General features: G+C 64.0%; 23 protein-coding genes. 5 read left to right on the top strand and 18 right to left on the bottom strand.

Annotation, left to right across the window (positions count from 1 at the left end; all coding sequences use genetic code 11):
- Window positions 1-107 precede the first annotated feature (107 nt).
- Window positions 108-1,691, top strand: coding sequence for an ABC-F family ATP-binding cassette domain-containing protein (locus tag IZV00_RS00445; RefSeq protein WP_196225291.1), 1,584 nt, complete (start codon window positions 108-110; stop codon window positions 1,689-1,691).
- Here the strand turns inward: IZV00_RS00445 and IZV00_RS00440 are convergent.
- Genes IZV00_RS00440 through IZV00_RS00430 form a run of 3 tightly spaced genes read right to left on the bottom strand, consistent with a single transcriptional unit; the run spans window position 1,677 to window position 5,864 of the window.
- Window positions 1,677-3,173 carry a DHA2 family efflux MFS transporter permease subunit gene (locus tag IZV00_RS00440; protein ID WP_196226435.1) on the bottom strand — a complete coding sequence of 499 codons (1,497 nt, stop codon included), beginning with the start codon at window positions 3,171-3,173 and terminating at the stop codon, window positions 1,677-1,679. The two genes, IZV00_RS00445 and IZV00_RS00440, sit on opposite strands and share 15 nt — an antisense overlap.
- 38 nt (window positions 3,174-3,211) lie before the next feature.
- The gene (locus IZV00_RS00435; protein WP_196225290.1) at window positions 3,212-4,360 is read right to left on the bottom strand and encodes an EmrA/EmrK family multidrug efflux transporter periplasmic adaptor subunit; all 1,149 of its coding nucleotides are present in this window, start codon (window positions 4,358-4,360) and stop codon (window positions 3,212-3,214) included.
- Window positions 4,353-5,864, bottom strand: a complete 1,512-nt coding sequence (locus IZV00_RS00430; protein WP_196226434.1) for an efflux transporter outer membrane subunit — start codon at window positions 5,862-5,864, stop codon at window positions 4,353-4,355. Before IZV00_RS00430 ends, IZV00_RS00435 begins: the two co-directional genes overlap by 8 nt.
- An 89-nt stretch (window positions 5,865-5,953) precedes the next feature.
- Between IZV00_RS00430 and IZV00_RS00425 the strand changes: the two genes are divergently transcribed.
- The gene (locus IZV00_RS00425; protein ID WP_230463239.1) at window positions 5,954-6,625 is read left to right on the top strand and encodes a TetR/AcrR family transcriptional regulator; all 672 of its coding nucleotides are present in this window, start codon (window positions 5,954-5,956) and stop codon (window positions 6,623-6,625) included.
- A gap of 52 nt (window positions 6,626-6,677) precedes the next feature.
- The gene (locus IZV00_RS00420; protein WP_196225289.1) at window positions 6,678-7,301 is read left to right on the top strand and encodes a response regulator transcription factor; all 624 of its coding nucleotides are present in this window, start codon (window positions 6,678-6,680) and stop codon (window positions 7,299-7,301) included.
- 13 nt (window positions 7,302-7,314) lie between these two features.
- Here IZV00_RS00420 and IZV00_RS00415 read toward each other — a convergent pair whose 3' ends face one another.
- The 5 genes from IZV00_RS00415 to argH are packed head-to-tail and all read right to left on the bottom strand — an operon-like array spanning window position 7,315 to window position 11,956.
- Window positions 7,315-8,271, bottom strand: a complete 957-nt coding sequence (locus tag IZV00_RS00415) for a zinc transporter ZntB (protein ID WP_196225288.1) — start codon at window positions 8,269-8,271, stop codon at window positions 7,315-7,317.
- Window positions 8,268-9,026, bottom strand: coding sequence for a precorrin-2 dehydrogenase/sirohydrochlorin ferrochelatase family protein (locus IZV00_RS00410; RefSeq protein WP_196225287.1), 759 nt, complete (start codon window positions 9,024-9,026; stop codon window positions 8,268-8,270). The genes IZV00_RS00415 and IZV00_RS00410 overlap by 4 nt, the downstream gene beginning before the upstream one ends.
- Window positions 9,026-10,291: a diaminopimelate decarboxylase gene (lysA, locus tag IZV00_RS00405; RefSeq protein ID WP_196225286.1), complete on the bottom strand. Its 1,266-nt coding sequence runs from the start codon at window positions 10,289-10,291 to the stop codon at window positions 9,026-9,028. The genes IZV00_RS00410 and lysA overlap by 1 nt, the downstream gene beginning before the upstream one ends.
- 25 nt (window positions 10,292-10,316) lie before the next feature.
- Window positions 10,317-10,577 (bottom strand): hypothetical protein, encoded by a 261-nt coding sequence (locus IZV00_RS00400; protein WP_196225285.1) that lies wholly within the window; start codon window positions 10,575-10,577, stop codon window positions 10,317-10,319.
- Window positions 10,574-11,956, bottom strand: coding sequence for an argininosuccinate lyase (argH, locus tag IZV00_RS00395; protein ID WP_196225284.1), 1,383 nt, complete (start codon window positions 11,954-11,956; stop codon window positions 10,574-10,576). The genes IZV00_RS00400 and argH overlap by 4 nt, the downstream gene beginning before the upstream one ends.
- A gap of 58 nt (window positions 11,957-12,014) precedes the next feature.
- On the opposite strand from argH, the gene IZV00_RS00390 reads away from it, so the two are divergent.
- Window positions 12,015-12,611: a TlpA family protein disulfide reductase gene (locus IZV00_RS00390; protein ID WP_196225283.1), complete on the top strand. Its 597-nt coding sequence runs from the start codon at window positions 12,015-12,017 to the stop codon at window positions 12,609-12,611.
- A 154-nt stretch (window positions 12,612-12,765) separates the two neighbouring features.
- Here the strand turns inward: IZV00_RS00390 and IZV00_RS00385 are convergent, their stop codons facing one another.
- The 7 genes from IZV00_RS00385 to IZV00_RS00355 all read right to left on the bottom strand — a co-directional run bounded on the left by IZV00_RS00385 (window position 12,766) and on the right by IZV00_RS00355 (window position 17,574).
- The gene (locus IZV00_RS00385; protein WP_196225282.1) at window positions 12,766-12,939 is read right to left on the bottom strand and encodes a Trm112 family protein; all 174 of its coding nucleotides are present in this window, start codon (window positions 12,937-12,939) and stop codon (window positions 12,766-12,768) included.
- Window positions 12,936-13,547: an LON peptidase substrate-binding domain-containing protein gene (locus tag IZV00_RS00380; RefSeq protein ID WP_196225281.1), complete on the bottom strand. Its 612-nt coding sequence runs from the start codon at window positions 13,545-13,547 to the stop codon at window positions 12,936-12,938. Before IZV00_RS00380 ends, IZV00_RS00385 begins: the two co-directional genes overlap by 4 nt.
- A gap of 11 nt (window positions 13,548-13,558) precedes the next feature.
- Window positions 13,559-14,470, bottom strand: coding sequence for a tetratricopeptide repeat protein (locus IZV00_RS00375; RefSeq protein WP_196225280.1), 912 nt, complete (start codon window positions 14,468-14,470; stop codon window positions 13,559-13,561).
- Window positions 14,471-14,552: 82 nt separating this feature from the next.
- Window positions 14,553-15,395 (bottom strand): MipA/OmpV family protein, encoded by an 843-nt coding sequence (locus IZV00_RS00370; RefSeq protein WP_196225279.1) that lies wholly within the window; start codon window positions 15,393-15,395, stop codon window positions 14,553-14,555.
- 72 nt (window positions 15,396-15,467) lie between these two features.
- Window positions 15,468-15,905, bottom strand: a complete 438-nt coding sequence (locus IZV00_RS00365; protein ID WP_196225278.1) for a DUF2141 domain-containing protein — start codon at window positions 15,903-15,905, stop codon at window positions 15,468-15,470.
- The gene (locus tag IZV00_RS00360; protein WP_196226432.1) at window positions 15,902-16,630 is read right to left on the bottom strand and encodes a sterol desaturase family protein; all 729 of its coding nucleotides are present in this window, start codon (window positions 16,628-16,630) and stop codon (window positions 15,902-15,904) included. The genes IZV00_RS00365 and IZV00_RS00360 overlap by 4 nt, the downstream gene beginning before the upstream one ends.
- Window positions 16,631-16,683: 53 nt before the next feature.
- Window positions 16,684-17,574 carry a prephenate dehydratase gene (locus tag IZV00_RS00355; protein ID WP_196225277.1) on the bottom strand — a complete coding sequence of 297 codons (891 nt, stop codon included), beginning with the start codon at window positions 17,572-17,574 and terminating at the stop codon, window positions 16,684-16,686.
- Between the two features lie 187 nt (window positions 17,575-17,761).
- Between IZV00_RS00355 and IZV00_RS00350 the strand changes: the two genes are divergently transcribed.
- Complete coding sequence (locus tag IZV00_RS00350) at window positions 17,762-18,418, top strand: c-type cytochrome (protein WP_196225276.1); 657 nt, start codon at window positions 17,762-17,764, stop codon at window positions 18,416-18,418.
- 101 nt (window positions 18,419-18,519) lie between these two features.
- On the opposite strand, the gene arsC is transcribed toward IZV00_RS00350, so the two are convergent.
- The 3 genes from arsC to IZV00_RS00335 are packed head-to-tail and all read right to left on the bottom strand — an operon-like array spanning window position 18,520 to window position 19,935.
- Window positions 18,520-18,930 (bottom strand): arsenate reductase (glutaredoxin), encoded by a 411-nt coding sequence (gene arsC, locus IZV00_RS00345; RefSeq protein WP_268934769.1) that lies wholly within the window; start codon window positions 18,928-18,930, stop codon window positions 18,520-18,522.
- Entirely contained in the window at window positions 18,923-19,591 is a 669-nt protein-coding gene (locus IZV00_RS00340) for an aquaporin (RefSeq protein ID WP_196225275.1), read from the bottom strand. The genes arsC and IZV00_RS00340 overlap by 8 nt, the downstream gene beginning before the upstream one ends.
- The gene (locus IZV00_RS00335; RefSeq protein ID WP_196225274.1) at window positions 19,588-19,935 is read right to left on the bottom strand and encodes an ArsR/SmtB family transcription factor; all 348 of its coding nucleotides are present in this window, start codon (window positions 19,933-19,935) and stop codon (window positions 19,588-19,590) included. Before IZV00_RS00335 ends, IZV00_RS00340 begins: the two co-directional genes overlap by 4 nt.
- Between the last annotated feature and the right edge of the window lie 248 nt (window positions 19,936-20,183).

The following is a 20,183-nucleotide window of genomic DNA, read 5'->3' as shown; positions in this document are numbered from 1 at the left end:
GAACGGCCCTGCTATATTAGCACAAGCCTGTTTCCGGAGGATCATCATCATGGACTTGCAACTGATCGCACAGCCCCAACGCTCTGCTTTCAGGAAGTTTTTTGTCCATGCCTGCAATTACTCTCTCTCATATCAGCTGGTCCGCGCCTGACGGGACATCCGTCCTTAGCGACCTTGATTTTCGTTTCACTTCCGAGCGGATCGGACTTGTCGGACGCAATGGCGTCGGCAAGTCGACGCTGCTCGCGCTCATTTCGGGAAGGCTGAAGCCCAGCGGCGGCAGCGTTCAGCTGGACGGGACGGTGGCCGAACTGCGGCAAACCGTGCAGGTCGATCCGGGCGAGACGATCGCCGATCTGTTCGGCGTGCGCGCGGCGATGGCGTTGCTCTCCACGGCCGAGCGGGGCGACGCGGACATGGCTGAACTGGAAGCGTGCGACTGGACGCTGCCTTCGCAGATCGAGGAAGCATTGGCGGAAGTCGGGTTGAGTGTCGAACCCGATGCGCTCCTTAGCCAGTTGTCGGGAGGACAGCGGACGCGGGCGGCGCTCGCCGGAGCGATCTTTGCCCGGCCCGATTTCCTGCTGCTGGATGAACCGACCAATAATCTGGATGCGGAAGGCCGGGCGGCGCTGATCGCTCTGCTGGGGCGCTGGCGAGCGGGTGCGATCGTGGTCAGCCATGACCGGGCGCTGCTGGAGGAGATGGAGGCGATTGCCGAGCTGACGACGCTGGGCATCAGCCGTCATGGCGGCAATTTCTCCTCATGGCAGGCGCGCAAGGCGGTCGAACTCGCGGCGGCCGAGCAGGACTTGGCCCAAGCCGAGCGGCATCGCAAGGACATCGCCAAGCGGACACAGGTTGCGGCCGAGCGCAAGCAGCGGCGTGACGCCGCCGGTGCGCGCAAGGGGGCCAAGGGCGACATGCCGCGCATCCTGATCGGCATGAGGAAGGACCGGGCCGAGGGATCAGGCGGCGAGGCGGCGCGGCTGGCCGAGCGTCTCCGGCGGGAAGCCATACAGGCGGCGGAGACGGCGCGGCAACGGATCGAAGTGTTGGAAAGCCTGACTGTCGCCCTGCCCTCCACTGCTGTTCAAACGGGTCAGAGGATCGTGACGCTGGACCATGTCACAGCGGGTCATGATGCCAGCGCGCCGGTCCTGCGAGAGCTGTCCCTGAGGGTCAACGGGCCGGAACGGATCGCGATCACCGGGCCTAACGGCGCGGGCAAATCCACGCTGCTCCATGTGATCGCGGGCAGCCTGCCTCCCTTGGCGGGGAAGGTCGAGCGGCCGGTGGCCTGCGCGCTGCTGGACCAAAAGGTGGAACTGCTCGATCCGGGAGCCAGCATCGCGGATAATTTCGCCCGCTTGCACCCAAACGCGACGCATAATGAAGTGCGGGCGGCGCTGGCGCGCTTCCGCTTTCGGGCGGATCTGGCTTTGCAACAGGCGGATAGCCTTAGCGGCGGGCAGTTGTTGCGCGCCGGGCTGGCCTGTGTGCTGGGAGGCGTCACCTTGCCGCCGCTCCTGATGCTGGACGAGCCGACCAACCATCTCGACCTCGACAGCATCGCGGCGATCGAACAGGGCCTGCAGGGTTATGACGGCGCGCTGATCGTGGTGAGCCATGACGCGGCTTTCCTGCGCGCCATCGGCATCGGCCGGGAGATATGTTTAGTGAGCCCCTGACGTATCCACCCGACCGGTCGGCTTGGGCGCGAACCAGACCAGCGCACCTGCAAGAAACAGGACCAGCGCAGCCACGAAGAAGACATGGTTCATCGACAATATGGTCGCTTGCTGATCGACCAGATTGGAGATCATCTGCGGCGTCTGCTGAGCCGACAGCCCGGAACCGGCCAGCTGCGATCCGACGCCCGGATCAAGGGCCGACACCATTTCATTGCGCGCGGTTCGCTGGCCATTGCCCCAGCCAGTGAGGACGATGGAGGTGGATATCGCCACCGCCAGCGTGCGCAGGAAGCTTTGCATGCCCGCCGCCGACGCGGTCTCTTCCGGCCGCACCGATCCAAGCGTCAGGGTGGTCAGCGGGATCATGAAGAAGGGCATGGCAAAGCCCTGCACGACCTGCGGCATGGCCAAGGTCCAGAAGTCGGCCGTGCTGGTCCAGCCCGATCGCCACATGGTGACCATGCCCATCCAGATCACCGATCCCGATATCAGCAGCCGCACGTCGATCTTGCCGACCGCGCGGCCTGCAAAGGGTGCCGCGAAGATCGCCGTCATCGCCGTAAAGGCGGTAACGAAGCCTGCGGAATAGGCGGGATAGCCCATGGACATCTGAAGCCATTGCGGGATGATCACGATCCCGGCGAAATAGGCGCCAAAGCATAGCGACAATGTCAGCACGCCAGAGGTGAAGCCCACATGGCGGAAGACCCGCAGATCGACGATCGGATGCTCCTCCGTCAGTTCCCAGATGATGAAGACCAGGAAGCCGACCCCGGCCATCACCGCAAGGGCGACGATCATCGGATCGCCGAACCAGTCACGATCGCGGCCAGTATCCAACATGATCTGGAGGCAGCCGATCCAGAATATCAGCAGGGCAAGGCCGATATAATCGATGGGAAGCTTATGCCGTTCCGTTTCGGCAGGGCGCAGCAGCACCATCGCAGCGAACACGCACACCACCGCGATCGGCAGGTTGATGAAGAAGATCCAGTGCCAGCTCCAATTGTCGCTGATATAGCCGCCGACGATCGGCCCCACCGCAGGCCCGGCGAGCGTGGTCATGGCCCACAGGCCCATCACCTTTGCCCGCTGTTCGGCAGGAAAGATGCGCATCAACAAGGTCTGCGACATCGGCATCAGCGGCCCGCCACACAATCCTTGTCCGATACGACAGGCGACGATCATGCCGAGCGTCGTTGAAAGGCCGCAGAGCAGCGAGAACAGTCCAAAGCCGATCATGCCCCAGATGAACAGGCGCACCGTGCCGAACCGCTGGGCGAGCCAGCCGGTAAGCGGCACGCAGATCGCCTCCGCCACGGCATAGGATGTAATGATCCAGGTGCCCTGGTCAGGCGTGATGCCCAAATTTCCGGCGATATGCGGCACCGACACGTTCGCGATCGTCAGGTCCAGCACGACCATGAAATTGCTGAGCGCCAGCACGAGCCCGGCCAGCATCCGCCGCCGGGGGTCCATGAAAAATCTTTCCGCAGCCTCCGTCACCGCGAGGTTCCTCAAGCGCCCGAAAGGTCGATCTCGACCTCGGTCGAGAGGCCTACGCGGAGCGGATGGGCAGCAAGTTCCTTGGGATCAAGCGCGATACGCACGGGCAGGCGCTGAACCACCTTGATCCAGTTGCCCGTCGCATTTTGCGCCGGGATCAGAGCCAAAGACGATCCGGTTCCGCCCGAAAAGCCGACAACCTTGCCATGATAGACGACGTCGCCGCCATAAATGTCAGCAATGACCGTGGCGGGCATGCCGACGCGCACCCGGCGCAGCTGCCGTTCCTTGAAATTGGCATCGACATAGACTTGGCTGAGAGGGACGATGCTCATGATCGGGCTGCCTTGCGCCACGCGCTGGCCGACCTGCACCTGACGGCGCGTCACCACACCGTCGATCGGCGCGCGGATGATCGTGCGGCCAAGGTCGAGTCGCGCATTTTCCAGCTTCGCCTTGGCGGCGAGGACGGCGGGGTCCGTCTCGACCGTCGAGCCACTGACAAGGGCGTCATTGGCGGCGAGCTGACCTTCGGCAGCGCCCTGAGTCGCGCGCGCCGTCGCCACGCCTGCGCGCGCCTGTTCAAGGCCCGCTCTGGCGGCGGCGAATGCCTTGCGCGCGCTGGTGACTTCTTCGCCCGACACGGCACCTTCGGGCGCGAGTGCCTCGCGCCGCTGAAGATCGACGCGCGCCTTGTCATAATCGGCCTGAGCGGCGGCGAGCTGCGCACCCGCCTGCGTGATGTCGGCACCGCGCGCCTTTACCTGCGCGGCGAGCGATGAACTGGTCGCGGCGGTCTGGCGGAAACGGCGGCGCGCCTCGGCAAGGTCAGCCTCCGCCTGTGCGACGGCGATGCGCGCGTTGGTGGGGTCCAGCCGCACCAATATGTCGCCGCGCTTGACCGCCTGCGTGTCGGTCACCCGCACTTCGATCGCCTGCGCGGAGATGAGCGGCGTCACCTGCGCGATCTCGGCATTCACATAGGCATTGTCGGTGCCGACATGATTGCGGCCGATCAGCAGATACCAAAGGGCATAGATCGCGCCGATGACCAATACGGCGACGGCCAGGCGAACCAGCCATTTCTTGCGCTGCTCCATCCGCGCGTTCCGGTCGGCGCTGCCGGTATCGGCGGTGAATTCGGGGGCTGCATCAGCCATTGGGCAGGTCCTTGGACGATGTGCCGCTGGCAGCGAAGCCGCCGCCCAGCGCGCGAATGAGGGCAATGTCAGTGGAAAAGGTCAGCGCTTCAAGCTCCGCGACGGATTGGCGGGCGGAAAGTAGCTGATCCTCGACATTCAGCACGTCGAGGAAGGTGAACAGGCCGCCCCGGTAGCGCTTCTGCGCTATGGCATAGGCCTCTTCCGATGCGGCCAGCGCGGCGCGGGCCTCGGTCAGCCGCTGACCCAATATCCGGCGCCCGGTGACGGCGTCCGCCACGTCGCGATAGGCGCCAAGCACGGTCTTGTCATAATTGGCGACAGCTTCGTCGAAGGTCGCCCGCGCGCCACGATAGCGGCCACGCAGTTCCCCACCATGAAAGATCGGCAGGCTGATCGCTGGCCCGACATTGCCGAACAGCGAATCCTTGCTGAACAGCGTGTCGAGGAAAGAGCGTGGACTCGACGTCGAGGGATCAAGGAAGGATGTGTTGTAGCCGAGCGACTGCACCCCGACGAGGGCGCTGAGGCTGATGGCCGGGAAGAAGTCGGCGCGGGCAACCTTGATACGCTTGGCGGCGGCTTCCGTCCGGGCGAGCGCGGCGGCGACATCGGGGCGGCGCGCCACCAGGTTGGTGGTGACATCGGCGGGCAGGCCCAAATCCGCGACCTTGCCCAGATGCGGCTGCGTGATGGCGAGGCCGCGATCAGGGCCTGCGCCGATTAGCGCCGCAATCTGATGCCGCCGGACGGCGATGGATTGGTCGATGCCCGCCAGCACGGCACGGGCGGCGGAAACGGCCGCATCGGCTTGCCGCACGCTGCCTCGCGTTTCCAGCCCGTTGCGCTGCCGCTCCGTCACGAGTTTCTGGCTGGCGGATCGAATGTCGAGCGCGCGCTGCTGGATTTCCCGCTGGTCGAACAGGCGGGCAAGGTCGGCATAAGCATCGGCGATCCCCGTCGTCAGCGCCAGCCGCGCCTGCTGCGCATCGATGCGCGCGGCCTCCGCCTCCGAAGTTGCGGCGGCCAGCGCAGCGCGGTTGCGGCCCCACAGATCAAGGTCGAAATTCATGTCGAGCGCGACTTGCCCCGTGCCCAGCCAACCTTTGGGCACGAAATCCTTGGGGAAGCCCATATTATAGCTCTGCTTCGTCGCGGCGGCCGATCCGGCAAGATCAACGGACGGCAAAAGCGGGGCTCCGGCCTGCTGCGCCGCGGCGGATGCCTGGCGGAAGCGGGCCGAGGCGGCGGCGATGTCGGGAGAGGCGGCAAGCCCCTCTTCCATCAACGCATCGAGTTGCGAGTCGCCATAGCTTTTCCACCATCCATCGGCTGGCCACGCTGCCTCGCCCTGCCCGAACGTCTGCGATGCCGCGATGCTGGACGGGGTCCGGGGCGCTGGGGCCTTGCCAAGATCGGGCACCGCCGCGCAGGCGGAAAGCGCCAATATCGCAACCGGCAAAAGTCCGGCGTGCGCGGAATTAATGAGACGATGCAGGGACATAAGAAACCGTACCATGTGGTATGAAAACCGCCTTTGCGCCTGCTGCACGGGCTTGTCAACAATATTATCGTACTCTATGGTACGCCTTTATGACTGACGCGATAGACATGTCCACCCCTTCTCGCCGTGAAGCAAACAGGCGTGATCGCCGTGACGCGATCGTCGCGGTCGCCCGTCGGTCGTTCCTGGAAAATGGCTATGCCGCGACCACCATGTCCTCCATCGCTGCCGAATTGGGTGGGTCGAAGGGCACGTTGTGGAGCTACTTTCCCGGCAAGGAGGAACTGTTCGCCGCCGTACTGCACGATGCGACGGAAACCTATCATGCCGGCCTTGCTCAGCTTCTCGATACGGGTGGCCCGCTTGAAGAAAAGCTCATGCGCTTCAGTCATGACCTGTTGCGCAAGGTAACATCGCCTGACGCGATCGCACTGCATCGGCTGGTGGCCGCAGAATCGAGTCGCTTTCCCAAAATGGGGGCGATCTTCCAGGAACTTGCGCCCTTATATACCCGCAACCTGCTGGCCCGTTTTCTGGAGGTAGCGATGGAGCGGGGGCGGTTGCGGCGTGCCGATGCCCAGCTTGCGGCCCGGGCGCTGATCATGCTCACCTTGTCGGGCTGCCACCAGCAGATGATCTGGGGCAATGGCCAGTCACCCACGCCCGAACAGGTGGACGCCGACGTCGCATTCGCGGTCGATTGCTTCCTGCGCGCCTATGCGCCCGAAGCGGAGGCACCTTCACAGGGAAGATCGCATTAACCATTTATTTGCGCACTTATCCTAGATCAGGGCGTGTGAGGAGACGCACGCCATGCAGTTTTTCAAATCCGCTGCGAGGACGCTCAATACCGACAGCGACAAGGCGAAGAGCGCCTGCCCGCTCCGCCGCCGCAGGCTGCTACTGATCGAGGAAGACGACACGGCCCGAGCCGTGATCGCGCGCCGCCTGTCCCATCTCCATTATGACGCGGTGCTGGCTGAAAATGGCTTCGTGGCGCTGAACCGCCTTCTCAGCCGGTCGGTGGACATCATCCTGATCGACATGGGACTGGCGATCCTGCCGGGCATAGCCACCATGAAGAAAATTCGCGCCGCTGGCCTTGCCGGTCAGGCGAGCTTCGTGATGATCGCGGGCAAGCAGGATAACGCCAGCGTCGTGGAGGCTTTGGAAGCAGGCGCGGACGATTATGTCACCAAGCCTTTCGACTTCGATGTGCTGGACGCACGGCTGCGCCATCTGTGCCAGCGCGCCGATGAGTTGAACGCCCTCACCCGGCACAATGCCGAACTCGACGCCCGCATTGCGCGACGCGCCGTGGAATTGGGCGAGACGCGCGACGCGCTTGAGGAAATGCAGATCGATAGGGCGCGGCTTGTCTCATCGATCCAGGCGTTGAATGATGAAATCGCCCGGCTGAACGCTGCCCGCCCCTGAAACGATCAGGACTTCAGCGCTTCAACCAGCGAGTCGCGGTGAACCAGCCGCCGATCCCGATCGCCATCGCGACGCAAACCCCTACCACGCCCCAAAAGGCCCAGGCTTCATGGGCGAAGGGAATGCCGTTGACGTTCATGCCGAGCAGCCCGGTCAGAAAGGTGAGCGGCAGGAAAACCAGCGCCACGACCGATATGATCAACGCCTGCCGGTTCATCTGTTCCGCGCGCAGGTCCGTCAGCTCTTCATGCGCCAGCGCCGATCGTTCGCGCACCGCCTCCAGCTCCTCGGCCATGCGGGCGCAGCGATCCGCCGCTTCCTGCAAATGCAGCCGGTCATCGGGGTGAAGCCAGGGCGCATCCGCCGCCGACAATCTTTCAAGCGCCTGCCGCTGCGGTGAGATGAAACGGCGATAGCTGATTGCCGACGCCCGGATTTCCGAAACCTGCCGCCGGACCTCCGCCGCGCCATTGTCGCTCAGCGTGCTTTCGATTTCGTCCAGATCATCGCCCAGTTGCGCCACTTCCGGATCAAGCGCTTCGGTTATTTCCTGCGCAAAGGCGGCGATAAGGTCGCCCGGATCGCGAATCTCTCCGGCCAGCATCTGCTTCACCACCGGCTCCATCGCCGCCAGCGGACGGTAGCTGACGGTAATCACCCGCGCATGTTCGGCCCACAGGCGGATCGACACCAGCGGATCGCCGCTTGCCTCGGCGTCCGCCCCCAGACCGCGCAGGTTGATGAGCGCACCATGCGCCATCACCGTGCAACGCGGTCGGGTTTCCTGTGCCAGCAGCGCCGACAGCGCCGCATGCGGCATATGGTCGCAGCGCGAGACGATGCTCTGCGCATCCTCCCGCCAGCCATCGGCATGAATCCAGCTGAAAGGCGCATGGTCGGCCTGCGCGCAAAAATCATCGAGGGAAATTTCGCGCGCATGGCCGCCTTCATTGACGAACACCCGGCTCATTGCGGCATCTCCAGCCAGAGCGAGAGCCCCTCCCCCGGTGTTTCCGGCGGCGTGGTGGCGGGAATGCGCACAGCGTCGGCGCGGGCACGGTTCAGGATCGCCGCTGGCACATCGGGCCTGTGATAAATGCGATCGGCCTCCCCCAGCAGGCGCGCCGCCCGGAGCGTCAGGTCATCGGGGTCGCCCGACAGCAGGCGCAGCGCGACAAGGCTGGAAGGTTCTGCATCGCGCTGCTGAGCAAGCCAGCGGGGCACCTCGTTAGCGGCATCCTCGCGCAACGGGTCGATCAGGCCACCAGCCGATAGCCCAGCGTCAATAGCCCGGCGACGGGCGCTGGCATCGGGCCAGCGAGTGCGAATGGCGGCGCGCGCATCGTAGAGCGCAGTGGCGAGCCTGCCCAGTTTCTCCGGCAGCATCGCCTCGATTCGCTGGCGCAGCGCCTTTGCCAGCCCCGCCGACGCACCCCCCGTGCCGATGGCGATCAACACCGGCTCACGATCGATGATGGCAGGCAGAGTGAAATCGCAAAGCTCCGGCCGGTCGGTCGCATTCACCAGCACGCCCCGCGCCTTCAGCCGCGCAACCGTCGCGTCATCGCCATCCGCGACAATCGCGATTCGCGCGTCGCCGTCCTCACCGACGACGCGCGCGCCCGTCCGTTCCAGCAGCCGCCGCTTGGCTTCCGCAGCCTCGCCGCTGCCCGTCAGGATAACGGCCCTGCCCCTCAACACCAGGAAGACGGGCAGGCTTTGCATCAGCCCTGCACCCAGTCGGGAATGCTGTCCGCCTCGATCAGCGCCTCGATCGGCGGACGGGCGCGGACGACGGCCCATTTGTCGCCGGAAACCAGCACTTCGGGCGTCAGCGGGCGGCTGTTATAGGTGCCCGCCATGGTCGCGCCATAAGCGCCCGCCGTCATGAAGGCGACCAGATCGCCCGCCTGCACCACGTCCATGTCACGGTGCATGGCGAAGGTATCACCTGTCTCACAGACCGGCCCCACCACATTGGCGGTCTCCCGCGCGCCCGACGGATCGACGGCGCGAATATCATGCCAAGCGTCATAGAGGCTGGGCCGCATCAGGTCGTTCATCGCCGCATCGACGATGACGAACGGCGCCTGCGCGCCCTGCTTGACGCGCACCACGCGCGACAGCAGCGCACCCGCATTGCCGACGATGACCCGGCCCGGCTCGAACATCAGGCGCACATTCCAGCCCTGCGTCACCCGCGTCACCATTTCGCCATAGGCCTCCGGCAGCGGCGGCAGAGGGAGCGAGGGGTCATAGGGGACGCCGAGTCCACCGCCCAGATCGGCGGTGCGGATGGCATGCCCAGCGGCGCGGAGCTGTTCGATCAGGACGCCGACCTTCGTGAAGGCCGCCTCAAGCGGAGCAAGGTCGGTCAGCTGGCTGCCGATATGAACAGCGACGCCCTGCACATCCAGCCCCGGCAGATCGCGCGCCGCGGCATAGCTTTCCAGCGCGCGGTCGTAGGGAATGCCGAACTTATTCTCCGACTTGCCGGTGGAAATCTTGGCATGCGTACCCGCATCCACATCGGGGTTGATGCGATAGGCAACCGAAGCCTTCTTCCCCATCGACAGCGCCACCCCGGACAGCATCTCGGCCTCCGGCTCGCTCTCCAGATTGAACTGGAAAATGCCATGCTCCAGCGCCAGCCGCATCTCTTCGGCGGTCTTGCCGACCCCGGAAAAGACGATGCGATTGGCCGGAATGCCCGCCGCGATCGCGCGCAGCAGCTCGCCACCCGAAACCACGTCCGCGCCCAGCCCTTGTCTTCCCAGCGTCGCCAGCACCGCGCCATTGGGATTGGCCTTGACCGCAAAGGCGATCAGCGGATCGTCCAGCCGCGACAGGGCATCGCGAAAGACATTGACGTGGCGCGTCAGGGTCGCGGTCGAATAGATATAGACCGGCGTGCCGACCGCCTGCGCGATCTCCGCCATCGGCACCTGCTCCACATGCATGGCGCCGTTCACATAGTCGAAATGGTCCAAGGCTTGTCTGTCCTAGCGAAGCGTATCAGGGCTGGTTTTCAGGCGGCAGGTCGAACGGATCATCCTTGCGCTCCTCCGATTGGGTGAGGAGCTCGACGTTGCGTTCGGGCCGCGCCTGAATGGAGGGAGTCATCAGTTGCTGCGCGGTCGGTGCGGCAGCGGCACCGACCGGCACGGCAGGCATTTTCTGCCCTTCAATGGGCTTCAGAGGCTGGCGTCCACCACAGGCTGCGAGCCCAAGCACCAGCAGCGCAAAGGCGACATTCCGGCTGATGGCGATCTTCATGCCGTCTTCTCCCGCGGCTGTTCCATCCGCGCCTGCGCGATCCGCGCGCGCACCTGATCGGGCGCGGTGCCGCCATGGCTCTTGCGGCTGGCGACCGACGCATCGACCGTCAGCACCGCATAGATGCGCTCATCGATCCGGGCGTCAATGGCTTTCAGCGTCTCGATCGGCAGGTCGGCGAGCGGCGTGCCCGCGCTCTCCGCCGCCGCGACGGCACGGCCAGTGATATGATGCGCCTCGCGGAACGGCACATTGGCTTCGCGCACCAGCCAGTCGGCAAGGTCGGTGGCGGTGGCAAAGCCGCTTTCGGCCAGGCCGCGCATGCGATCGGTGCGGAACGTTACCGTCTCGATCATGCCCGTCATCGCCGCTATCGACAGGCCCAGCAGGTCATGCGCCTCGAACACCGGCGGCTTGTCGTCCTGCATATCCTTGGAATAGGCGAGCGGCAGGCCCTTCATCGTGACGCACAGCGCCGTCATGCAGCCCATGATCCGCCCGGCATGGCCGCGCACCAGTTCGGCGGCGTCCGGGTTGCGCTTCTGCGGCATGATCGAGCTGCCGGTCGAATAGGCGTCGGGCAGCTTGACGAAACCGAAGGGCTGGCTCGCCCAGATGATGAATTCCTCCGCCAGCCGCGACAGATGCAGGCTGCATTGGGTTGCCGCCATCAGATAATCGAGCGCGAAGTCCCGGTCGCTGACGCTGTCGAGGCTGTTGTCGGTCGGCTTGGCAAAGCCCAGCGCCGCCGCCGTCGCATGGCGGTCGATCGGGAAGCCCGTCCCTGCCAGCGCCGCCGCGCCCAACGGGCATTCGTTCAGCCGGTCGCGCGCATCGGCAAAGCGGCTGCGGTCGCGGCGGATCATTTCGAAATAGGCCATCAGATGATGCCCCAGCGTCACCGGCTGCGCGGACTGGAGGTGCGTGAAGCCCGGCATCACCGCATCAACATGCTCCTCCGCGCGGGCCAACAGCGCCTGTTGCAGCGCCTTCAGCCCCGCCTGCACCTCATCAATCGCATCGCGCACCCACAGGCGGAAATCCGTCGCCACCTGATCATTGCGCGACCGCGCCGTATGCAGCCGCCCCGCCGCCGGGCCGATAAGCTCCGCCAGCCGCGATTCCGTGACCATGTGAATATCTTCAAGGTCCAGGTTCACCGGCACGCCGTTCGCTTCATATTCGGCGGCGATGCGGTTCAGCCCCTCGGTGATCGCCTGCGCGTCCTCGCCTTCGACGATGCCCTGTTTGGCCAGCATCGCCACATGCGCCTTGGACCCGGCGATGTCCTGCTTCCACAATCGCTTGTCGAACGGGATGGAGGCATTTATCTCGCGCATGACCGAAGCCGGACCAGCTGCGAAGCGTCCGCCCCACATGCTGTTGGAGCCGTCTCCCGTGCGACCTTCCCCGTCCCGATCAACTTTGCCCTGCGTAATGACACTGCTCCTGCTGGCTGGCCTCGGCGCGTGCGATAGGCAATCGCCGGGCGCGGGGCAAGATCAAGCCAATAGCAGCGCGCCAGTCCCCCCGACAAGCGGCGAGGCAACCAGCCCGGCACAAAGCGGCAAGGGCGCGTTCAGCTTCACGCTCGACCGTTCAAAGGCAGGCACCCCCGCCCCCGATTTCGCCTTCGCCGGGCCGGATGGCAAGGACGCCACCTTGCAGGATTTCGCGGGCAAGCCGTTGCTGGTGAACCTCTGGGCGACATGGTGCGCCCCCTGCATCGCGGAAATGCCGACGCTCGATGCCGTCGCCAAGGCTTACGGGGCCAAGGGTCTGGCCGTGCTGACCATCTCCCAGGACAGCCAGGGCGAAAGCGTGGTGAAGCCCTTCTTCGCCAAGCACGCGCTGCCGCACCTTAAAAGCTTCATCGATCCGGAAAACCAGTTCGGCTTCCACTATGCGACCGGCATGTTGCCCACGACCGTGCTGTACGACCGGGAAGGCAAGGAAATGTTGCGCGTGATCGGCGCGATGGACTGGAACAGCAAGGAAGGCCGGGACCTGATCGAGGCGGCTTTGGAGTCTTAGAGTAATTGTACTTTCAAATCCTCCCTGCGCGAAGCGTGGGGAGGGGGACCATGCGAAGCATGGTGGAGGGGAAATTGGCAAGACCTGCGCGTTTTTCCCCTCCACCACCGCCTATGGCGGCGGTCCCCCTCCCCATCTTCGATAGGGAGGATTTTTAACTCAGCGATCTCGCTTCCCGCACCACTAACACCGGCACGCCATCGCGCACCGGAAAAGCCAAACCGGCCGCATCCGACACCAGCTCGCTCCTTTCCGCATCCCACCGCAACGGCGCCCGCGTCACCGGACACACCAGCTTCGCCAACAGATAAGAGTCCGGCGAAATCATTGCATCGTCGCCCCGCCATCAGGCTCCATCCGCCCGACGATCTGCATCAGCTGAATGATGCGGTCGCAACGCTCACTTAGGCTGTCCGCTTCCAGCAAGGTCTGCTTGGCGGCCGGATCGAACGGCGCGATCTGGGCGATGCCGTTCACCAGCGATGTGTCGTCGAGCCGGGACACGGCGGTCCAATCCACAACATAGCCCAATGCTTCGGCAAAGCGCCGCGATTCCTGTTCCAGCGCCGCGCGTTCGACGGAGTGCAGCACCTCATCCTCCGGCGCCTGCTCGACATCGGCCTCAATCTGGCGAAAGGCGGTGGTGACGTCGAGTTCGCGGATCACCCGGAAACGCGCCAGTCCTTCCAATATGATGTTGAAACGGCCGTCATCCAGCACTTCGAATTCGCTGATCCGGCCCAGGCATCCGACATCGTACAGGGCGGGCTTGATCCCCTCCCCGCGCGGCTGGATCATGCCGATGCGCCGGTCCCGCGCCATGGCGTCATGGATCAGCGCCCGGTAACGCGGCTCAAATATATGCAGCGGCATGTCCATGCCCGGCAGCAACAGCGCCCCGGACAGCGGAAAGATGGAGACGCGGGCGCGGTTCACCGGCCGCGCCGTCAGGAAAAGAGGATCTGCGACAATTTCCGCCGCTGCCCCGCGACCCAAGGGTCTTCAAGGCCGGTAGCCTCGAACAGCTTGAGCAGTTGCGCCTTTGCCGCGCCTTCATTCCATTCGCGGTCGCGGCGGACGATCTCCAGCAATTCTTCGGCGGCCCGGTCCCGCTCGCCATTCGCCATCAGGCCGCCCGCCAGTTCGAAGCGCGCCTCATGATCGTCGGGATTGGCGGCGACTTTCGCCTCGACCCCGGACAGGTCGGCAACGGGCTTTGCGTCGCGCGCCAGAGCAAGGGCTGCGCGAGCGCGGTCGATCGCCTGATCCTTGGCAACATCGGCGGGCAGAGCGGCCAGCACCCCCTCCGCCTCGTCCAGTCGGCCAAGCGCCACCAGCGCGCGGGCATGGCCCGAGGCAACCTCACCATTGTCCGGCACCATCTGGCCGATCTGCTCGAACACCGAAAGCGCCCGGTCGGGCTCCCCACCCGCCAGCATTTCCTCGCCCATTTCGATGAGCGGGGCGATTTCCTCCAGCTGCGTCTTCTCGTCCGATTCGATCGGCAACTGCGCCAGCAACTGGTCGAGATATTGCTTCAACTGCCCCTCGGTCCGCGCCTGGCTCAGGTCAGCGACCGGCTGGCCCTGGAACACGGCATAGACGGTCGGGATCGACTGGACGCGGAACTGGGCGGCGATGAACTTATTCTCATCGACGTTGATCTTCACCAGCTTCACGCCCTTGGACGCATAGTCGGCGCAGACCTTTTCGATGACCGGCGTCAATTGCTTGCAGGGGCCGCACCATTCCGCCCAGAAATCGACGATGACAAGGCTGGTGCGCGACGGGTCTACCACGTCACGGCGGAACGCCTCCACCGCTGCCTTATCGGTGTCGCTCATTCCTAGGGTCGCCACTGCCATATTCTCCTGCCTTGTTGCGCTTGGGTGCCGCGTCCATACAGCGCCTTATGTGGGGCGTCACCCTATCCGCACAAGATCAGAAGGTATAGCCAACGCCGACCGCGCCGATCCATTGGTTCTTCGACCCTGCGATGCTCACGATGGGCGAGTCCGCATAGTCGCCCAGCATCCGTGAATAGCCGCCCAGCGCGAACAAGGCCCAGCCTTTACGAATATCGCCCGACAATGACAGGCCCCCGGTCAGGTTGACGCCAACCTTCTTGAAACCCGACCCATCGCCCGCGCGCGAATATTCCGGAAGACCGGATGCCAGCGCCCCGGCGGCATCAACATCATAATAATAGCGGCCATATTTCTTGCCCACATAATCGGCCGACACGCCCAGACCCACGAAGCTGCGCGTGGAAAGCGGGGTGAAATATTCGATCGCTGGCGTCACGATGAAGCTTTCATGCGCGCCCGCGACATCCTTGGTCACGGCCACGCGCACCGACAGATTGTCGTAGGCGCTGGTGATGATGCCGGTCTTGCCGATGCCGACAAAGCCGCCCAGTTCCACCGCCTTATCGCGCTTACCAAGCGCGCGCACCGCGTCATCCTTGATATTCTTGATGCTCGACCGATCGAAACGGACGCCCGCCACCGGCCCCATTTGCAGGTCGATGTCCTGCCCCCGATTGGGGATCACATCGAAATACAGACTCGGCCCGCGCGTCCAGAAGGCGAAATCGCTCACCTTGCCGCGCAGTTGGGGGACGGGGATCACCCGATAGTCATCCGACCCTTCATAGCTGGGAATGACGGCGGCGCCGATCCCGACGGTCAGCACATTGCTATCGTTCGTCTGGGCAAAAGCCGTGTCAGCGGCACCCAGCGCAATAAAGGCAAGGCCCGCGAACAATATCTGTCGATGGTTCATAAATCCCCTGTTCCATCAATATGGTCAGCTTTTAGAATGTTTCGCTGCCATTACAGTTCCGGCGGCGCGCAGTCAGAGGAAATATTTGACCTTTATGTCCTGACGCATCGCCGATCCGGTCACGGTGAATTGCGCCGAACGGAAGCTGGGCGCGCCGAACCTTATGGCCGGGTTCCGGGAAAAGCCCACGCCCTCGCGCGGGATGCCGACGAAAGTGTCGAGCTTCCCATTGCCATTTTCATCATGAATGATCGCAACGCCATAGATCCCCGGCGCCAGATCACCCAACGGGATCGCCTCTGATGTGGCGGCGACGACCAGATGGCGCTTATCGGGATCATGGCTGCAATCGGGAAAATAGGCGGGCGACCGGGCGACGCAGACGAGCAGGTTGCCCTTGAGCGATCGCAGGCCTTCAACCCCGATGCTGATCGGCTGCGGCTGGCCCACCGGCGCGGCGCCGGGCAGGGTCAACATGGCCCCGGCCGCGAGCAGCAATTTTCCCTTCATCCGTGCGCCTTCCTAAAATCGCCCAGTCCCCGGTCGGTCCCGCACAGCCGGTCCCAGACACGGAAATAAAGCCCGTAATTGCAATTATATTGTTCATGATGCCGCTGATGATGGCTGGCGGTGATCAGCCAGCGGCCCGCCGGTCCCTGCACCATCCAGCGCGGAAACATCTCCCACCCCATATGGTTGGACACGCCCATCACGGTCATGACCGTCAGCACGCACCCCAACGCCCCGACATGGATCGGGATCAGGAAAACCAGCGCCGGAATGACGATGGCACCGCTTAACGCCTCCCATGGATGAAAGCTCATCGCTGCCCAGGCCGTTGGCGGTCGGCTCGCATGATGCACGGCATGGGCGGCGCGGAACAGGCGCGGCCGGTGCATCCAGCGATGCGTCCAGTAAAACCAGCTGTCATGCGCCGCGAGGTATAGCAGCACGGATATAGGCAGATACCAGAGCGGATAGGCAGCGGCATCCGTATAGATGCGCGTCCACCCCTGCGCCTGCCATCCCCAGGCGACCACGCCCGCCGGAATGCCGTAAATCAGCGCCGATGCCAGCGACCACGCAATCTCCCGCCGGATCTGCGGGTCCAGCCCGGCATAGAGTCCCGGCTGCCGAACACGCGTCGCCAGCGCGAAACCGCCGCTGGTGAGCAGATAGCGCACCGCCACGATCGCGCTCATGGCAAGAGCGGAAAGAAGGATCGCGGCCAGCATGGGATCGACTATAGGCAGCAGCGCCCGGCCCGTCACCCCATCAGGTCCCCCCATCACCTCCGTGGCCGCGCCTGACGATAGCTGCCCAGCATGCGCACCCACTTGCTGTGGAATTCCAGTTCGGCGAGCGCACGATCCACGGCGGGGTCGCCCGGCATGCCCTCAATGTCGCAGAAGAACTCCGTCGCGGCGAAGCTTGCGCCCCGCTGGTAGCTTTCCAGCTTCGTCATATTGACGCCGTTCGTCGCAAAACCACCCATCGCCTTGTACAGCGCGGCGGGGACATTCTTCACCTCAAACAGGAACGTCGTCATTACCGGCCCATCATCGGGTTCCGGCATGGTCGGCTCGCGCGACAGCACCAGGAAGCGCGTCATATTGTCGTCGCTATCCTCGATATTCTCCGCCACCATCTTCAGGCCATAAAGCTCGGCCGCCAGATAGGGCGCAACGGCACCCTCCCCCGGCTTGCGCGATTCCGCGACCAGCGCCGCAGCCCCCGCCGTGTCGGCATAGGTAACCGGCTGGATACCCCGCTCGCGCAGATAATGACGGCATTGGCCCAGCGCCTGAGGATGGCTGATCGCGCTTTTGACCGGGCTGTCATCGACCGCCATCAGGCAGTGGCGGATGCGCAGGAAATATTCATCAACGATGTGCAGCCCCGATTCGGGCAGCAGGAAATGCATGTCGGCGACCCGGCCGTGAAGGCTGTTTTCGATCGGAATGATCGCCCGCGCCGCCAAACCATTGCGCACCGCATCGATCGCATCTTCAAAGGCAAAGCAGGGCAGCGGCACCCAATCGGGCGCATAGCCAAGCGCGGCAAGGTGCGAATTGGCGCCCGGCGCGCCCTGATAGGCGATGGCGCGCGACGGGTCGGCTGCGGCCTTTTCGGCGAGTTCCGCGACCAGCGCGCGGGCGGGGGCAGGATAGTTTTCCATGGATGAAGCGCGCTTAGGCACTCCTCCCCGCGCGCGCAAGCGTGTCGAAATCCCCGACTGACACCGACGAAGGCGTTACAGCTTCCAACCATGCTTGCACGTTCGCTCTTGCCTCATTATGGCAGCGCGCTAGAGGGGGCGCGGAAACCAAGCCGCCAGAACAGAAATTCAAGGGAATCCAAGCGAAATGAGTGATCGTTTCAACACCATTGCAGGCTGGGCGTTGTTTGCGGGGATCATTGCGCTGGGTGGCGGCATCGTCAGCTCCAAATATTTCCATGACGAACGGCCCGAAAAAATGGGCTACGCGATCGAAGGCGTGGAGGCCGAGGGCGCAGGCGCTGCTGCTGGTCCGGGCCTGAACACGCTTCTCGCCAGCGCGGACGTCGCCGCCGGTGAAAAGGTCTTCGCCAAGTGCGCCGCATGCCACACCGTCAACCAGGGCGGCGCCAACGGCATCGGTCCCAACCTGTTCGCGACCGTTGGCGAACCGATCGGTCAGGGCAAGGCTGGCTTCGCCTTCTCCGACGCGCTCAAGAGCAAGGGCGGCAACTGGACCTTCGAGAATCTGGATCACTGGCTGACCAGCCCGCGTGAATTCGCGCCCGGTACCAAGATGACCTTCGCGGGCCTCGGCAACCCGGTCGACCGCGCCAACCTGATCGCATGGCTCAACACGCAGGGCTCCAACCTGCCCCTGCCAGCCGCCGATGCCGCACCCGCCGAAGCGAGCGCAACGCCAGGCGAAGCCGCCGCCAACGCCACGAACGCCGCCGAAAGCGTCGAAGGCAAGGCTCCGGCCAACGCGGCTCCGGCGACCGGCCCGGCTGCTGCTGGCAAATAACATCGGAGGGGTCAGCCCCTCCTGTTGAACCTGACGGGCGCGGCAGTGAATGCCGCGCCCGTTGCGTTTGGGAAATGCGCCTTTTTGAAACTCGGCTCGTCTCAGGGCTTTACGACTTCACCATCCTCCTTGGTGAATCGATCGGGCTGGCGGTCCAACAGGGTCAATACGACCTCTGACGGACGACACAGCTTTGTGCCCAGGGGAGAGACAACAATGGGGCGGTTTACAAGGATGGGGTGTTCAACCATCGCGGCGAGGATTTGATTATCCGTGGCATCCGCGCCCATCAAGCCGAGCTCTGCGGCAGGCGTGCCCTTTTCTCGCAACAGATCACGCGGCGACGCGCGCATGTCGGCGATCAGTTGCTCCAGTAGGGAACGGGTCCAGCCGATGTCGCGATACTCAATGACCGTGGGAAGGTAGCACGCAGCCCGGATCATCGCGAGCGCGTTACGCGAAGTGCCGCAATCGGGATTGTGATATATCGTAATGGGAAAGGCATCAGGCACGATGCGGGTCCTCCTGTAAAAGCCAGCCGAACACCATCAGCGCGACGATGGCGCCTGCACTTTGGCCGCCGATGAACAAGGGGATCGATGATGGCGCGATCCCCGCAAAGCTGTTCGTAAGACCGCGAGCCACCGTCACGGCAGGATTGGCAAAGGATGTGGATGCCGTGAACCAATAAGCGGCCGTGATGTAGAGCCCTACCGCCGTCGGGGTGAACTCGGGTCGGGACCGCTGCGTCGTCAATATCGTTCCAATCAGGCCGAAGGTTGCGACGGCCTCCGCAAAGCATTGCGCCCAGCCGTCCCGCAATTTGGTCGAGATTTGCAACACCGGCTCGGCGAACATCGCGTGCGCGGTCCATACGCCAACAACGGCGCCGCAAATCTGGGCGACCACATATTGCAATGCCTTTTGGGGGGTGACTTCACCCCGCAACAGGAAAACAAGCGTTACCGCCGGATTGAAATGTGCGCCTGACAGCGGCGCGAACATATGGATCAGGACCACCAGCCCCGCCCCGGTCGCCACGGTGTTCGCCAACAACGCAATCGCATCATTACCGGCAGCCAGTCGCTGCCCCATGATGCCCGACCCCACGACGACGGCGAGCAGCATGGCTGTACCCAAGGCTTCGGCGGCAATGTTGCGGACGGCTGTCATTGAGGCGAACAGCAATTTGCGGTGTCCACCATGGCGACCAAAGGCGCGCAGATTTCCGGACGTCCTGCGCAGCAGTCGGCAACGAGGAACTTCAAAAGATCACCCATCCCCTCATAATCGGCGGAGTAGATCACTGACCGCCCCTCGCGTCGGGACTGGATCAGGCCAGCATGCCCCAGAATAGTGAGATGCGTGGAGAGCGTGCTTGGCAATGCGCCCACTTCGCGCGCTATTTCTCCGGCCGGAATACCTGAGGCACCCGCACGAACAAGCAGGCGGAAGACGGCCAGCCTGTGACTATGTGCCAGCGCAGACAGTGCCTCGACGGCGTCGGGTAACGACATCTGCTGAGTTTCACCTGCCACGGACGGCGACCTTCCGATTCGACTATTCGATAAAATCCGAAATATCGAATTATTTCGCCCAAGCCAATGGGTGCGTTCGCCTATCGGAACCAAGCGTCCCTATGACCGGCCTTGGTCCTTAGTCGCCGTCCCCTATTCCGTCATCCCAGCGGATATGGCATTCCGCTCGATAGCGTTCAGCCTGGCCTCCCGAGATCCCTGCTTGCGCTGGGATGACGGAGGTGGGT

It is taken from the genome of Sphingobium sp. Cam5-1 (assembly GCF_015693305.1).
Lineage (GTDB): Bacteria > Pseudomonadota > Alphaproteobacteria > Sphingomonadales > Sphingomonadaceae > Sphingobium.
Note: the sequence above shows the minus strand (reverse complement) of the source record. Positions and strands in the feature narration are given on the sequence as shown.